Here is a 14,951-nt window from a genome sequence, read left to right as displayed (position 1 = left end):
TATTGTTGCCCAGAATTCTGGTTGTGGATGATGAAAAAAACATTGTGGAATTGATCAAGTTTAACCTGGAGCGGGAGGGCTTTCAGGTAATTGCAGCCTATGACGGTTTGGAGGCGGTCAAGGAAGCGCAGTCTAAAATGCCGGACCTCATCATACTGGACGTCATGCTGCCCCGGATGGACGGGTTGGAGGTATGCCGCAAGCTCAATCATAATTCGGCTACCAGAAACATACCCATTATCATGCTCAGCGCCAAGGGGGATGAACTGGATAAAATACTGGGGCTGGAAATCGGTGCTGATGATTATGTGACCAAGCCATTTTCTCCCCGGGAACTGGTGGCTCGGGTCAAGGCCAGGCTGCGCCGGGTGCAATCCGGTCCCGCAAATAACAGCCGTGAAGCCCGGGGAGCAAGGATGGTGCGGGGCCGTTTAATTATTGACCAGGAACGCTTTGAGGTGCTGGTGGACGGCGAACGCCAGGATCTCACCCCCAAAGAGTTTGAACTGCTGCGCTTTATTGCCAGTGAGCCGGGCAAAGTCTTCTCTCGTGATCACCTGCTGGAAAAAATTTGGGGTTATGACTTTGCCGGTGATTCCCGCACCGTGGATGTGCATATTAGACATTTGAGGCAAAAGTTAGAGAAATACAATGGTATGGATCAATATATTGAGACAGTGCGTGGAGTGGGTTACCGGTTCAGGGAGGTGCCCGGTGAATGGTAAAACGCTTTATCCAGGGGATTAGCTGGCGACCGGTGGCCAGTTATTTTTTTATGCTGTTGCTCTTCGGGACCATGCTCAAGCTTTATGCTGTGGAAAAGATCAATATTGCTGTTGCCGTGGTTGTATTCCTAATCTTTTCTGCGGGACTGGCCTGGCTGCTTTACCACCGGGTAATCAAGCCCCTCAACGAAATAACACTGGCGGCCCAGGAAATTGCCCGGGGTAATTTTGACCGGCAAATTAATATTTCCTCCCCGGATGAAATAGGGGATCTGGCCAGAAGCATTAATAATATGGCTGCCCGGCTGAGATCTACCATCGATGAAATCACCGAAGAAAAGAACCGGGTCCAGACCATATTAAACAGCATGGGCGACTGTGTGATGGCGGTGGATGGGGAGGGATACATCATTATGGTTAACCCGGTGGTGGAAACACTTTTTGGAATGAGCCAGGCGGAGTGTATGGGTATTAATATTTTAGAAGTAGTTCGCAATTATGATTTGGATCATTTATTGAAAAGAGTGCAGGCTTGTCAAAAGCCCCTGACCAGGGAAATTAAAATCCTTACCCCCGAGCTGCGCATTTTTTATCTGCATGTCGCGCCCCTGCACGGCAGCGGTCAGGGCGGCGGTGCGGTGGTGATAATGCGGGACATTACCGAGCGCAGGAATATGGAACAAATGCGCAGCGAGTTTGTAGCCAATGTATCCCATGAACTGAGAACACCCCTTACCTCTATCCGCGGCTTTGTTGAAACGTTACTGGAAAGCGGCACCGACGACCCCGAGATGAATAAACATTTTTTAGAGATTATTGCCGATGAAACCCGGCGGTTATCCAATCTGGTGGAAGAGCTGCTGAACCTGTCCAAAATTGAAGAGCGCCGGGTGGTGCATCGCTGGCGCCAGGTTACCATCGGCGAATTGATGGACCGGGCGCTGGCGGTATGCGGTGAACGGGCCGAAGCGAAGCAAATTGCCGTTAAAGCGAATATTCCTGCCCGGCTGCCCCCTTTTTACGGTGACCCCGATATGTTGGCCCAGGTGCTGATCAATTTGATGGATAATGCCATCAAATATACCCCGGCGGGCGGCAGTGTCACGGTGAGTACATCATTATACGGTGATGAGCTTAGATTGGATGTGGTGGACACCGGAGCCGGTATAGCGGCGGAAAGCCTGCCCCGTATATTTGAACGGTTTTACCGGGTGGAAAAGGCCCGCTCCCGGGAATGGGGCGGTACCGGTTTGGGGCTGGCTATTGTAAAACACATTATAAAAGGACACGGGGGGCGTATAGAGGTGAAAAGCGCCGTTGGTAAGGGTACTACATTTTCGGTATTCTTGCCCATGGACAGCCCCGAAAACAGTTAACAATAAAGGTATTTATATTTGACATGATAATGATAAGTTGATTTTATTAATAAAATGTTAACAGTGGTCTAACACCCGTCTAACCAACAACCTGTATAATTATAAAATACTGCTACGGTACAAAGGCCCTTCGTTCCAGTGTGCAGGTTTTTTAAGCATACTTTTTGGTAATGGAGTTTGAAATGAACAGTAAAGTATCGGTGCATGGATTAAATTTGTTTTATAAAGGTTTTCAAGCCTTGCGGGATATTAACCTGGAAATTTTAGCCAACCGGGTTACTGCCCTGATTGGCCCTTCGGGCTGCGGCAAATCAACTTTCCTGCGCACTTTAAACCGCATGAATGACCTGTATGAAGGCGTACGGGTGCAGGGGCGGGTTTTAATTGATGGTGATGATATTTACCGTGAAAGGTACGATGTCATGGCTCTGCGCAAAAAGGTGGGGATGGTATTTCAAAAACCCAATCCCTTTCCCATGTCTATTTATGACAACGTGGCTTACGGACCCCGGGTGCACGGTATTAAAAACCGCAGGCGGTTGGATGAGATTGTGGAAACAAGTTTGCGGGCGGCCTCCTTGTGGGATGAAGTAAGCGATCGCTTGCACCGGGGCGCCACGGGGTTATCCGCCGGGCAACAGCAGCGGTTGTGTATAGCCAGGTTACTGGCGGTGGAACCGGAGGTACTGCTGATGGATGAGCCCACTGCGACCCTGGATCCCATTGCCGCGTTAAAGGTGGAGGAGCTCATCAGGGTGTTAAAGCATGATTACACCATCATTATGGTGACCCGTAACACGCGGCAGGCGGCCCGGGTTTCCGACTATACAGCATTTTTTTTGGCCGGTGAACTGGTGGAGCATGGTATGACCGGCGACATGTTCACCATGCCCAAAGACCGGCGTACCGAAGACTATATAACGGGGCGTTTCGGCTAATAACAGGAGGAGTATGTATGACGGCCAGAAGCTACTTTGACAGGTCGTTGAAAGAAATACAGCAGGATATTTTACGCGTGGGCAGCCTGGTGGAGCAGGCGGTGTACGATGCCATCCAGGCGCTGGTACAGCAGGACATGGCCCTGGCCGCCCAGGTGATCATGGGTGATGAAATAATTGATGAACTATGCCTGGAGATTGAAGAGAAATGCGTCAGGTTAATGGCCACCCAGCAACCCATGGCCCGTGATTTGCGGGTTATCGTTACGGGCATCAACATATTAACCAGTCTGGAACGCATGGGCGACCATTGTGTGGACATCGCCCGGGCCACCATGTGTCTTACTGGTCATCCCTTTACGGTTCGGCCCGTGCAATACATACCTGAAATGGCGGATATTGTGCAGCAGATGGTCAAAGGCGGGCTGGATGCCTATGCTAAAGGTGATGTGTACAAGGCCATCGATATGTGTGCCATGGACGATGAAGTGGATTTTATTTTTAACCGCATATTCCGCGAGTTGATTGGCTGCATGAAAGAAAAACCGGCTAATATCCACCAGTCGGCTTATTTGTTGTATGTAAACAGGTATATTGAACGGATTGCCGATCATGCCACCAATATCGGTGAAGCTGTTATTTACCTGGTAACCGGTGAACGGCGGGAATTGAATTAGTATCCCAAAATTTTCACTATTTTAATCAATCGGGGTGTTTTTTTTTAATTCAGGCAGGAAATTTGCCTTTTGCGGGGTAGATAATAATATATACCAATTAAGGAAAGTTATTTATGCCAGGCGGCAAGTTTAAATAGACCGTTTTACCTATTTTAATCAATGCTAAGTTATGTAATTATGTTAACGTAAGGAATTATAAATTATACGGGCAAAGGAGGGAAGGTGTGGGCAAATACAGAGTGCGCCCCGGCCGGTTAATTCCCGCGCTGTTTGTGTTGCTGGGCGGGATCGGGTTAATCCTGTGGGGTGCCTTTAGCACACTGGCCTGGGCGAAAAACAATGTGCTGCTGCATTTGCTCGATATAACAGTCCTGGTTCAGGGAGAGGTCAGGGAAACCCTGGCCACCCAGGGGTTACTGATAAAACATGAGGAACCGGTAAAGGCACCGGTGTCCGGTCAGCTGCATTTGCTGGTACAAGACGGTGACCGTTTACGTACGGGGGCGTTAATGGCTGAGATAAGCGGTACTTCAAATGAAAAAATCTGGAGCCCCCGGTCGGGTATTTTTTGTACACACCTGGATAATTTGGAAAACTTGCTGGTGCCCGATATGATAGATGTATTGGACCTGGCTGCGGTTGAAAAAATAAGTAATAATATAACACCGGCTACGAATGAAGTGACGGGCGGGCAAATTATCGGTAAAGTGGTGGACAACCTGCAGCCGGTACTGGTTTTTATCCGTTTGGAAAACCCTGGTGAACATGTAACCCGTACATTTTCCAAGGATGCAGCAGTGACCTTGTTCTGGAATGGTGAAAAGTTAAACGGAAAAATTATGCAAATACATAGCGCAGACAGTGTACTTAATATGCTGGTGGAATTGCCGCAATACCCGGAAAAATACATTCACCAGCGGCGTGTAGAGCTTGATCTGGTGACCCGCCGGATGGCCGGCTGGCTGGTTCCCGAAGAGGCCATAGTTTTTAAAGAAGGTAAGCCGGGCATTTATATAGTGTCCAAGCAGATCGTACGCTGGATACCGGTGGCGGTGCAGGACCGTTTACAGGGTATGGTGGCGGTTAGCGGTGATAAAATAAACAATTCTGTGCGTTTTGTAAAGAACCCCGGCTGGGCGCGGGAAGGTGTCCGGCTGGATTAAGGGGGAGTTCCATGGGGTAGAGGAAAATTTGCAGCGGGTCAGGGAAAGGGTTCGCCTGGCTGCGGCCCGGTCGGGTCGTGAACCGCGGCAAATTAAAATCATAGCCGTGACTAAAGGCGTGGAGGTTCCCCGGGTGCGGGAAGTTGTGCAGCAGGGTATTACGGATTTGGGGGAAAACCGGGTTCAGGAAATGACCGGTAAAATCACCGCCCTGCCGCCGGACATAAACTGGCATATGATTGGTCACCTGCAGACCAACAAGGTGAAATATGTGGTGGGCCGGGTGGCACTCATTCATTCTTTAGACCGCTGGAGCCTGGCCGAGGAAATCAATCGCCGTGCTGTTAAAGTTGGAGTAGCGGTTGGGGTATTGGTGCAGGTAAATACCTCCGGAGAAAGAACCAAGCAAGGACTTACCCCTGGAGAACTGCCGGACTTTTTGACGGCTTTGCGGGATTTACCTCGAATAACGGTGCATGGATTGATGACCATTGCTCCTTACGCCCGGAATCCTGAAGAGGTGCGCCCTTATTTTAGAGAACTGCGGCTTCTGGCTGCAAAGCATAAACTAAAACATCTTTCCATGGGTATGACCAATGATTACGAAGTGGCGGTGGAGGAAGGTGCCGATATGCTTCGTTTAGGCACGGCAATCTTTGGCACTCGTGATATAAAAAAATAGTTACTTATTGAAATGAAAGGAACGGTGGGCAGCTTTGGCAAGATTAGTGGATAAAATGCTTAATTTCATGGGCTTTGAGGAAGAACAGGAAGAGAGCAGAGAACAGGAAATTCGTGCCCTGGAAGAAGAAAAGACAATCATTCAAAAGCCCAAGAAAAACAAGGCTCAAGTGGTTAGCCTGCATTCCCAGCGACAAATGCGTTTTTGCGTGGTCGAGCCCAGCAGTTTTGATGATGTTCAGGGTATGGCCGATCACTTGAAAAATCGCCGGCCGGTGATCGTCAACTTGGAGCAGGCCGAGCCGGAACTGGCCAAGCGGGTGGTGGATTTTGTCAGCGGGGCTACCTATGCACTGGACGGCAGTATGCAAAAGGTGGGGAAGGGAATCTTCCTTTTTGTGCCCAGTAATGTGGATATAGATATGGATATAAAGGAAAAAATCAGTGAAAAGGGTATTTTGGGCTGGATGAAGTAAGCATGGAAGGATGTTAAAAAGATGTCACTGGCAGGAAAAAAGTTCGGCTTTATCGGCGGTGGATCCATGGCCGAGGCTTTGATTACCGGGCTAATCGGGGCAAATCTGGTTGGCGCCGGGCAGGTGCTGGTTAGTGATCCCAGCGGGCAGCGCAGGGATTACCTGGCGGAAAAGTTTTCCGTTGGGGTAACCGTAGATAACAGCGCGGTGGTAGCCGGTAGCGATATTATCGTGTTAGCGGTAAAACCCTTTGTCATGGGTGAAGTACTGGACGAAACAGGTAGTGGTTTCAATCCTGATCATACTGTGATCTCCATCGCTGCAGGTATTACCACGACTTACATAGAAAAATCAATCGCTGATCAAGTACCGGTGGTACGGGCGATGCCCAATACACCGGCACTGTTGGGGGCAGGGGCCACGGCGGTGTGCTGTGGCCGGTGGGCCAGTGAGCAGCACAGGGAACTGGCCCTGGCGGTCTTTGGTGCGGTGGGCCGGGCAGTGACGGTGCCTGAAAAATTAATGGATGCGGTAACAGGACTCAGCGGCAGTGGTCCGGCATATATGTATATTATAGCCGAGGCGCTGGCCGACGCCGGAGTACGTATGGGACTGCCCAGGGATGTGGCGTTGACCCTGGCCTCCCAAACTATGCTGGGCGCCGCTCGGATGATACTGGAAACGGGTCGCCACCCGGCGGTGCTCAAGGATATGGTAACCACCCCCGGGGGTACCACCATTGAGGGCTTGTTTGCCCTGGAGGAGGGCGGCATCAGGGCCGCGCTGTACCGGGCGGTGGAAAATGCCTGCCGGCGTTCCGGCCAGCAATCCGGGGACGACAAATAACCAAACGGGGTGACTTATGAATATAGGTATTACGACGGTAATTTACTATGCCATAGAGGTATATACCTGGCTAATTTTTATACGCATTATCTTATCCTGGGTCAGGGTGAATCCCTACCAGCCCGTGGTTAGATTTATCTTTGAGACCACCGAACCGGTGCTGGGCTTTTTCAGAAGGCTGATCCCCCCGGTGGGTATGATTGATTTTTCTCCCATTGCCGCCTTTTTGGCTCTGCAAATACTGGCCACAGTGGTCATCAGGCTGCTTCATTCCATTGGTATATATTAAAATTACAACCTGATCTTGGCTTAATCGGGGTGAAAAATAAAATGGACCCGGATAAATTGCGGGACATGTTCACCAGGCCGGAAGACAGGGAAATATTAGCCCGGGCATTGGACCTGGCGGAAATGGTTGGCAAAAACCATCGCCCCCAGGCGACGGATTTCTATGATCCGGCTGCCTGTGCCATGATTGCCCGGGCTGTGGGATCTATCCCCGATCTGGCGGTGCTGGTGGACGGTGGTTATCCCGCGGCGGAAAGGTCGCGGGTATTAATTTTTCCGGATTACTTGCCTGCCGGGGAAGTGGACGCCGGCCTGGCCTTTTTAAACGTCCAGAGTAATTCACGTTTTCACACCCTCACCCACCGGGATTACCTTGGTGCGCTGCTGGGTCTGGGACTGCGCAGGGAAAAACTGGGTGATATACTGGTGCGTGAAGATGGTGCTCAGCTAATCGTGGCCGCAGAGGTGGCGGGAGTTATCAAGATGGATCTAACCGGCGTGGGCCGGGTGGGGGTTACGGTAAGTGAAATAAACCGCGACGGGCTTATTCCACCGGTAAAGAATTACCGTGAAATTAAGGTTACGGCGCAGTCATTGCGCCTGGACGCGGTGGCGGCTCATGGTTTTGGCCTATCCAGAACAAAGATGGCCCGGGAAGTCGCCGCAGGTAAGATATACCTCAACTGGCGCCCTTGCCTTGACCCTGCCACGCCGGTGCAGCCGGGAGATATGATTTCCGCCCGGGGTCGGGGCCGGGTGGCGGTGGAACAAACCGGTGGCCAGACTAAAAAGGGCCGTATAAACCTGTTATTACATCGCTACGGCACTGCCCGTTAAGTAACCCGGTTACCCCACCCCGGTCCGGTGTCACCCGGGTGGTGCCGGGTGTTGAAAGTCTAAAAGAAATTCTTTCATGGCGTTTTGTGCCCTGGAAAGGCATGCATGCAAGAGTGAAAGGTTAAGTGATTAACGTTTGTACATTGGATTATGGCTATGGTCATCTTATTTTACTGTCAGTTAAAAATCTGATAGGAGATGTTGCATGTGCTCACCCCCCTTGATATTCAGAAAAAAGAATTTCGACGCTCCTTCCGGGGTTATAATGAAGAAGAGGTAGACAAGTTCCTCGACCAGTTGGTGCAAAATTACGAGGCTTTGTATCTGGAAAACCAGTCCCTGAAGGAAAAGCTGGAAAACGGCGAAGCTGCCATGGCGCGCTATTTAGAAATGGAGAAAGTTATTAAGAATGCAGTTATCATGGCCCAAAAAAATGCCGATGACCTGGAGCGCAACGCCCGGCAAGAGGCCGAACTGTTGCTGGAAGACGCTCGCCTGCGGGCTGAAAAAATTATTGGTGATGCCGAGGGAAAGGCGGCCAGGACGCTTCAGGAGGCGCGGGAGCGGGCCCGGTATCGCATCGAGGAAGCTGAAAACCGGGTTAGAGATGTTATGGAGGAATACCGCCTGTTAAACAAGCAAGTTCAGATGTTCAGGGTTAAATTTCGCTCTTTCCTGGAGGCCCAGATAAGCTTGTTGGACGATCAGGAGGAAGAGGTATTGGAAATGATGAGTAACTTCGGGTCGGGTTGGCTTGAGGCGGCTGCGGGCCGGAATGGTGATGATGCCGGTGGTCGTGAGGATACGGACAGTGCTGCGGGTGCAGCCCGGGGCAATCTCCGTGCCGGGGAAGGCGACCCCGGTGAACAGGGTGATGATGGGGACAGGTAGTTATACCTGGTTCTAACCGGTATGGCATACATACGGTAATAGTAAACCTACCCCGGCGATGAGGACGGTGAGGTTATGTTGGATATTCAAGAGGATGCCGGTGGTGTGACTATAAAAATACGGGTACAGCCCAGGGCTGCCAAAAACCAGGTGTCCGGTATCATGGACGGCGCCCTTAAAGTGCGGCTTACTGCTCCTCCGGTGGACGGTGCGGCCAACAAAGCCTGTTGTGCCTTCATAGCTGAACTGCTGGGGGTGGCCAAAGGCCGGGTGGCGGTTTGCCACGGGCATACCGGGCGTAATAAAACTGTGCGGGTTGAAGGTTTGACCGCCCGGCAGGTGCTGGAACGGCTCAATTATTGACTGGCCGGGCGTTTTTATATATAATGGTATAGTTAAATTGTCGATATCAGGTTGCCTGTGATCGGGACGAGTAAACGGTGCGGCTGCCCAGAGAGCCCGGGTGTGGTGTGAGCCGGGTGCAGTGTAAACCGCTTGAAAATCACCCGGGAGGCGACGGCTGAAATCCTTTAGGGAGATTAAGCTTGTCCGGTGGCCGCCGTTAACGGCCATATAAGCGGGATCGGTCTTTTTTATAACGGCCTAATATTTTCGCCGGCGGCCGGTCCAATCAGGGTGGTACCACGGAAAACATCCGTCCCTTTGCCGGGACGGTTTTTTATTTTTGTCAAATCATCATGATTGAGGTGACATTATGGATTACGGAAAAACCCTTAATTTACCCCAAACCGACTTTCCCATGCGAGGCAACTTACCCCAGCGGGAACCGGAAATCATGCAGTTCTGGGAAGAAAATAATATTTATCGCCAGGTACAGCAGCATAACAGCGGCAAACCCAAATTTATATTACATGACGGCCCCCCCTATGCCAACGGCCATATTCACCTGGGGCACACTTTAAATAAAGTGCTCAAGGATATTATTGTCAAGTTTCATTCCATGGCGGGCTACGATGCCCCCTATATTCCGGGCTGGGATACCCATGGCCTGCCCATCGAGCAGCAGGCCATCAAAAACCTGGGCCTTAACCGCCACGCCGTGGACACGGTGGCTTTCCGGCAGAAGTGCCGGGAATACGCATTGAAATTTGTGGACATTCAGCGGGAAGAATTTAAACGCCTGGGCGTGCGGGGGGATTGGGAACGCCCCTATCTAACCCTGATGCCCCACTTCGAGGCCCGGCAAATAGGCGTATTCGGCGAAATGGCCAAACGGGGCTATATTTACAAGGGATTAAAACCGGTGTACTGGTGCGCCACCTGTGAAACCGCCCTGGCCGAGGCCGAGGTGGAATACGCCGATAAAAAATCTCCTTCCATCTATGTTAAATTTCCGGTGCGGGACGGCAAGGGAGTATTGCCGGAGGAGAATACCTATGTGGTCATTTGGACCACCACTCCCTGGACACTGATTGCCAACCTGGCCATAACCCTGCACCCGGAATTTGACTACATTCTTATGGAGTCCGGGGGGCAAAGGCTGCTGCTGGCCAAAGAGCTTCAGGGACAGTTTTTAAAAGAAACAGAGCTGGCCGGGGGGAACATCACCGGTGTATTCAAAGGTAATGAACTGGAGGGTATTGTGTGCGGTCACCCCTTCATTGACCGCGACTCGGTGCTTATCCTTGGCGACCATGTTACCCTGGAAGCGGGCACAGGCTGCGTGCACACCGCACCGGGGCATGGCCATGAAGACTATCTGGTGGGTCTTAAATATAAATTACCCATCCTTTCACCCGTGGACGGCCAGGGACGTTTCACCGGTGAAGCCGGTCAATTCAGCGGTCAAGTATATCACGAAGCGAACCAGGGTATCCTGGATGTTCTACAGCAAGGCGGTGCGCTGGTTAAATCCGGTAACATAAGCCACCAGTATCCGCATTGCTGGCGCTGTAAAAAACCGGTATTCTTCCGGGCTACCGAGCAGTGGTTTGCCTCCATCGACGGCTTCCGCCAGGCGGCCCTGGATGAAATAGACAAGGTGCGCTGGATACCCGCCTGGGGTCGGGACAGAATTCACAATATGGTGGCCAACCGGGGCGACTGGTGTATTTCCCGCCAGCGTACCTGGGGTGTACCCATCCCCATATTCTATTGCCGGTCTTGTAACAAGGAAATTGTCAATGATGAAACCATAAGCCACTTGCAAGGGCTCTTCCGGGAACACGGTTCCGACGTGTGGTTTGCCCGGGAGGCGGCGGAACTGGTACCGCCGGGACTAACCTGTCCGGCCTGCGGGGCTACGGAATTTACCAAGGAAACCGATATTATGGATGTGTGGTTCGACAGCGGTTCCAGTCACCTGGCCGTGCTGGATGAACCGGATATTTGGCCGGAGCTCAACTGGCCGGCTGACTTATACCTGGAGGGCAGTGACCAGCACCGGGGGTGGTTTAACTCATCCTTGAACACATCGGTGGCGGTGACGGGGCAGGCCCCTTACCGGGCGGTGCTCACCCACGGCTTTTTGGTGGATGAAAACGGGCGCAAAATGAGTAAATCACTGGGCAACGTGGTGGATCCATTAAAGGTGATTAAGCAAATGGGTGCCGATATACTAAGGCTATGGGTTTCCTCGGCGGACTACCGGGGCGATCTGGCGGTGTCCCAAAACATTCTCAAACAGCTAACCGAGGCTTACCGGAAAATAAGGAACACCTGCCGGTTCATGCTGGGTAACCTTTATGATTTCAAGCCTGAACAAGATAGTTTACCCTATGATAAAATGCCCGAGTTGGACCGTTATGCCTTATTGAAGTTGCACCGGCTGATTGAGAAAGTATTGGAGGGGTATCGCAATTACGAATTCCACGTGGTATATCACGCCATCCATCATTTTTGCACGGTGGATATGAGCAACCAGTACCTGGACATTGTTAAAGACCGGCTTTACTGTGAAAAGGCCGACTCGGAACTGCGCCGGTCCGCCCAAACGGTGATGTACCAAACGTTGCATGCTCTGGTGCGCCTGCTTACTCCCATACTGGCCTTCACCACCGAAGAAATATGGCGTTACGTGCCCAAGACGGCGGATGCGCCGGTAAGTGTTCAGCTTACTGAAATGCCCGAGCCCAACGAGCTTTACCTGGATGTGGCCCTGGAGGAAAAATGGGGTCAATTGATGAAAATACGCAGCCTGGTTACCCGGGCACTGGAAAAGGCTCGCCAGGAAAAGGTAATCGGCAACTCCCTGGAGGCTCGGGTGCATCTGTACGCTGATGAAAAAATTACTGAATTTATTAAGCCGTACTACAATGACCTGGCCGTGCTGTTCATTGTCTCGGGAGTTACTATGCACGCTTTTGCTGAAAAAACAGCCGCTGCTATAGCGTCCGATGATATGCCCGGCCTGGCTGTTGGTGTTTCCCGGGCCGCCGGTGCCAAGTGCTCCCGCTGCTGGATGTACCACGAAGATGTGGGGCAAAACGAAGCTCACCCCGAAACATGCCCCCGCTGTGCCACAGTGCTGGGGGGGCAGGCTTAAAGTTTTATAGACTAATCGACAAATGCCTGCAAAAAATACAGTAATTCAAAAACTGTTTGTTATAAGATACTGTTTGCCCGGGTGACTGTTTTATCTTGTAATGATCCTTCTTTGTTAAAATACAGGCAAAAGAGGCGATAAAGGATAGTCTTTGTTATCCTTTGTCGCCTTCTTTATTATTAAGATTGTTATGTTTAATTGCCTTCGTTGGCCAAGCTGCTATCGGACTGAGTAATATCTCGGCTGAGCATTTCAGAGACAGTCACCGGTTCTAGACCGCGTTCCCGGAGTTTTTGGATTATTACCGGTAAAGCCTGCAGTGTGTTCACGTGACCTTCATGCATTACAATGATGGAGCCCGGCTTAACTTGCCCCAGTACGCTGGCCACAATTTGGTCCGGAGGGGGATCCTCCCAGTCCCTGGGATCTACATCCCAGATGATCACTTTGTAGCCGTGCTGCTCTGCGGTTGCCAGCAGGACATCACTGCGTGCGCCATATGGGGGGCGCAGCAGGCTTACCGCCTGTCCCACTGCGGCCTGTACCTCGTTAGCCACAAGGCGCATGTCTTCAGCGATGGCTTCGGCTGTTAACTCGTCCAACCGGGCATGCTGCCAGGAATGACTGCCTATTTCATTACCCTGTTCCGCCACCCGGCGGGCCAGTTCGGGATAGTATTTAATACGCTGGCCAACCATGAAGAAAGTAGCCCGGACATTGAGCTTGTCCAATACTGCCAGGTACTGTTCGGTCATTTGGGGAAATGGACCGTCGTCGAAGGTTATGGCTACCATATTATGGACACTGTCCACTCTTTTAATTAACTGGTTGCCTGTATTGGATGCCGGTACTGCCGGCGGTGCAGGCGTTTGCGGGGTAATGCTGTCACTGGGGTTGGTTATGTTTTCCGGGGTTTCAGGGGCGACTTCTGTTGGTTCCTTTTGTACCGGGACTACACTTTGTTCGGTACCGGGAGATGAGAAACTTTCTGGGGCACCGTTTTTATCACCGGACTGCCATTGTGATTGCCCGGACTCATTTGTTCCCTGGTTTGCAGCCGGCGGGCTTTTAAGCGGCTCATTTTTTTGCTGGTCTGTATCCGCCCCGGCATATTCCCCATGCAAGCTGGATGGGGGGTGGGCATAAGTGGGATAATAGAATACACAGAAACAAACACCCAATAAAAACATTATCCCGGACATAACACGTAAAGAAGTGGATGACATAATTTTACTTCCTCTCCCGGAAAATTTGTACACGCTTATAAATAATAGACGATTTATAGTAGATTTTGTTGCATTGAATAACTGTTATTTGAAACAAACATTTAGTGCATGCCCATAGAAGTGAAAAGCGTGTTGGGTTCCTCCCGGCGTTGGTATTAAATTAAATGCAACTGGGCGTTTCTGTGCAACAATTGACCGAATATTCGTAAAATTTATCTGGCTTAACAATAACATATAAATAAATGACAAAGAGGTGTTTCGGGTGCTAAGTGATTTCTTACATTGTCTGGAAACGGAAGTGATTAAAAGGGATCCCCGGATAACCGGGCTGGAGATGGTTTACCCGGCAAGCGGGCAAAAAAGGCTGCAACTCATAGTATCCGTTTTACATTTGGAGCGGCGGGAATTACGTATACCGGTGACGGTTTCCCTGGAAGATATAAATGAGGGCAACTTACCACCGGTCATAGGCGTAATCCTTCAAACGGTGGATTTGAGTACCTGGGGATTATGGGGCTGTAAACATGTGCGGGAATCGGTGAAGGTCACAGCATAACTGTGCCTTTAAAAGTAGACCCGGCACGGCAGACGTTCGCTATTAAGAACGACCGCTGTTGCCGGGTTGCCTAACTGTACTGGAACACTGTAGTTAAACGTTTTAAAATAGAAATTCAAGCAGAATAATATGCGGGAGATAATAAAAATGGAAAACAATTGAGGTTGCATTAAATAGTTGCGGCCTCAATTTATTATTTGGTGTAAAATATATATCAAAGTTAATAGTAACCCATATAAGGAAAGGTTCCTGATGCTTGGCCGAATGTCTATCAATTTTAATGATCGATATTGACTTTTTTAAAAAAATCAACGACACTTATGGTCATTTGACTGGCGATCAAGTTATAAAGGATATTGCAATGGCTTGTAAAAAAAGAATACGTAAAACGGACATTATTGGACGTTACGGCGGTGAGGAATTTGCTGTTTTGTTACCTGCTGCGGATATAAACAATGCAAAAAGTATAGCTGAACATATCTATATAGCCCCTTAAAAGGATTTGAGTCTTATCCCTAAATGATATAAACTTTAATCAACAGAAGGGGGATAAGAATGCAGCGCAAAAGATACCCTAAAGAATTTAAAGAACAATTAATTCAGGAAGCAGCGGAAACCGGCAATGTTGGACAAGTAGCTAAACGCCATGAAATAAGCCCCAAAACCCTTTACCGCTGGATTAGTGATTCAAAACACAAAGCGTGGGAGTATACAAGCAGCGGTGCAAAGAAAACAGCAGTTTACGTACCCTCACCTCAAGAGTTTA

General features: G+C 50.3%; 17 protein-coding genes and 1 other annotated feature. Of the genes, 16 read left to right on the top strand and 1 reads right to left on the bottom strand.

Annotation, left to right across the window (positions count from 1 at the left end; all coding sequences use genetic code 11):
* Positions 1-5: 5 nt before the first annotated feature.
* The 13 genes from LX24_RS06330 (at position 6) to ileS (ending at position 12,403) form a co-directional block, all read left to right on the top strand.
* Entirely contained in the window at positions 6-725 is a 720-nt protein-coding gene (locus LX24_RS06330) for a response regulator transcription factor (protein WP_279233187.1), read from the top strand.
* The gene (gene pnpS, locus LX24_RS06325) at positions 719-2,101 is read left to right on the top strand and encodes a two-component system histidine kinase PnpS (protein WP_166511306.1); all 1,383 of its coding nucleotides are present in this window, start codon (positions 719-721) and stop codon (positions 2,099-2,101) included. The genes LX24_RS06330 and pnpS overlap by 7 nt, the downstream gene beginning before the upstream one ends.
* 182 nt (positions 2,102-2,283) lie before the next feature.
* Positions 2,284-3,039: a phosphate ABC transporter ATP-binding protein PstB gene (gene pstB, locus LX24_RS06320; RefSeq protein WP_166511305.1), complete on the top strand. Its 756-nt coding sequence runs from the start codon at positions 2,284-2,286 to the stop codon at positions 3,037-3,039.
* 17 nt (positions 3,040-3,056) lie between these two features.
* Positions 3,057-3,716 (top strand): phosphate signaling complex protein PhoU, encoded by a 660-nt coding sequence (gene phoU, locus LX24_RS06315; RefSeq protein WP_166511304.1) that lies wholly within the window; start codon positions 3,057-3,059, stop codon positions 3,714-3,716.
* Positions 3,717-3,940: 224 nt separating this feature from the next.
* The gene (locus LX24_RS06310) at positions 3,941-4,879 is read left to right on the top strand and encodes a biotin/lipoyl attachment domain-containing protein (RefSeq protein ID WP_166511303.1); all 939 of its coding nucleotides are present in this window, start codon (positions 3,941-3,943) and stop codon (positions 4,877-4,879) included.
* Positions 4,863-5,561, top strand: coding sequence for a YggS family pyridoxal phosphate-dependent enzyme (locus tag LX24_RS06305; RefSeq protein ID WP_243131641.1), 699 nt, complete (start codon positions 4,863-4,865; stop codon positions 5,559-5,561). Before LX24_RS06310 ends, LX24_RS06305 begins: the two co-directional genes overlap by 17 nt.
* Positions 5,562-5,595: 34 nt before the next feature.
* Positions 5,596-6,036 carry a cell division protein SepF gene (locus LX24_RS06300; RefSeq protein ID WP_166511302.1) on the top strand — a complete coding sequence of 147 codons (441 nt, stop codon included), beginning with the start codon at positions 5,596-5,598 and terminating at the stop codon, positions 6,034-6,036.
* A 21-nt stretch (positions 6,037-6,057) separates the two neighbouring features.
* Positions 6,058-6,882 carry a pyrroline-5-carboxylate reductase gene (gene proC, locus LX24_RS06295; protein WP_166511301.1) on the top strand — a complete coding sequence of 275 codons (825 nt, stop codon included), beginning with the start codon at positions 6,058-6,060 and terminating at the stop codon, positions 6,880-6,882.
* 16 nt (positions 6,883-6,898) lie between these two features.
* Complete coding sequence (locus LX24_RS06290) at positions 6,899-7,171, top strand: YggT family protein (protein ID WP_166511300.1); 273 nt, start codon at positions 6,899-6,901, stop codon at positions 7,169-7,171.
* A gap of 41 nt (positions 7,172-7,212) precedes the next feature.
* A complete protein-coding gene (locus LX24_RS06285) occupies positions 7,213-8,007 on the top strand; it encodes a YlmH family RNA-binding protein (protein ID WP_166511299.1) in 795 nt (264 codons plus the stop codon).
* Positions 8,008-8,214: 207 nt separating this feature from the next.
* Complete coding sequence (locus tag LX24_RS06280) at positions 8,215-8,898, top strand: DivIVA domain-containing protein (protein WP_166511298.1); 684 nt, start codon at positions 8,215-8,217, stop codon at positions 8,896-8,898.
* A gap of 75 nt (positions 8,899-8,973) precedes the next feature.
* A complete protein-coding gene (locus tag LX24_RS06275; RefSeq protein ID WP_166511297.1) occupies positions 8,974-9,261 on the top strand; it encodes a DUF167 domain-containing protein in 288 nt (95 codons plus the stop codon).
* A 48-nt stretch (positions 9,262-9,309) separates the two neighbouring features.
* Positions 9,310-9,564, top strand: a binding site (T-box leader).
* Between the two features lie 49 nt (positions 9,565-9,613).
* On the top strand, positions 9,614-12,403 hold the full coding sequence (gene ileS / locus LX24_RS06270; RefSeq protein ID WP_166511296.1) for an isoleucine--tRNA ligase: 2,790 nt from the start codon (positions 9,614-9,616) through the stop codon (positions 12,401-12,403).
* A 194-nt stretch (positions 12,404-12,597) separates the two neighbouring features.
* Here the strand turns inward: ileS and LX24_RS06265 are convergent, their stop codons facing one another.
* Positions 12,598-13,629, bottom strand: a complete 1,032-nt coding sequence (locus tag LX24_RS06265) for a polysaccharide deacetylase family protein (protein WP_166511295.1) — start codon at positions 13,627-13,629, stop codon at positions 12,598-12,600.
* Between the two features lie 262 nt (positions 13,630-13,891).
* Here LX24_RS06265 and LX24_RS06260 point away from each other — a divergent pair, with 262 nt between their 5' ends.
* From LX24_RS06260 to LX24_RS06250, 3 genes are all read left to right on the top strand, one after another.
* Complete coding sequence (locus LX24_RS06260; RefSeq protein WP_166511294.1) at positions 13,892-14,185, top strand: hypothetical protein; 294 nt, start codon at positions 13,892-13,894, stop codon at positions 14,183-14,185.
* Between the two features lie 256 nt (positions 14,186-14,441).
* A complete protein-coding gene (locus LX24_RS06255; RefSeq protein ID WP_279233186.1) occupies positions 14,442-14,681 on the top strand; it encodes a GGDEF domain-containing protein in 240 nt (79 codons plus the stop codon).
* Positions 14,682-14,740: 59 nt separating this feature from the next.
* The coding region (locus LX24_RS06250; protein ID WP_166511292.1) for a transposase at positions 14,741-14,951 on the top strand (211 nt) is incomplete at its 3' end.

The sequence above is a fragment of the Desulfallas thermosapovorans DSM 6562 genome, assembly GCF_008124625.1.
Lineage (GTDB): Bacteria > Bacillota > Desulfotomaculia > Desulfotomaculales > Desulfallaceae > Sporotomaculum > Sporotomaculum thermosapovorans.
This window is presented reverse-complemented; position numbering and strand designations above follow the sequence as displayed.

Coding starts and splice junctions, on each gene's coding strand:
- LX24_RS06285 (WP_166511299.1), top strand. CDS start 7,213: ATGGACCCGGATAAATTGCGGGACATGTTCACCAGGCCGGAAGACAGG.
- LX24_RS06265 (WP_166511295.1), bottom strand. CDS start 13,629: ATGTCATCCACTTCTTTACGTGTTATGTCCGGGATAATGTTTTTATTG.
- LX24_RS06290 (WP_166511300.1), top strand. CDS start 6,899: ATGAATATAGGTATTACGACGGTAATTTACTATGCCATAGAGGTATAT.
- phoU (WP_166511304.1), top strand. CDS start 3,057: ATGACGGCCAGAAGCTACTTTGACAGGTCGTTGAAAGAAATACAGCAG.
- proC (WP_166511301.1), top strand. CDS start 6,058: ATGTCACTGGCAGGAAAAAAGTTCGGCTTTATCGGCGGTGGATCCATG.
- pnpS (WP_166511306.1), top strand. CDS start 719: ATGGTAAAACGCTTTATCCAGGGGATTAGCTGGCGACCGGTGGCCAGT.
- ileS (WP_166511296.1), top strand. CDS start 9,614: ATGGATTACGGAAAAACCCTTAATTTACCCCAAACCGACTTTCCCATG.
- pstB (WP_166511305.1), top strand. CDS start 2,284: ATGAACAGTAAAGTATCGGTGCATGGATTAAATTTGTTTTATAAAGGT.
- LX24_RS06275 (WP_166511297.1), top strand. CDS start 8,974: ATGTTGGATATTCAAGAGGATGCCGGTGGTGTGACTATAAAAATACGG.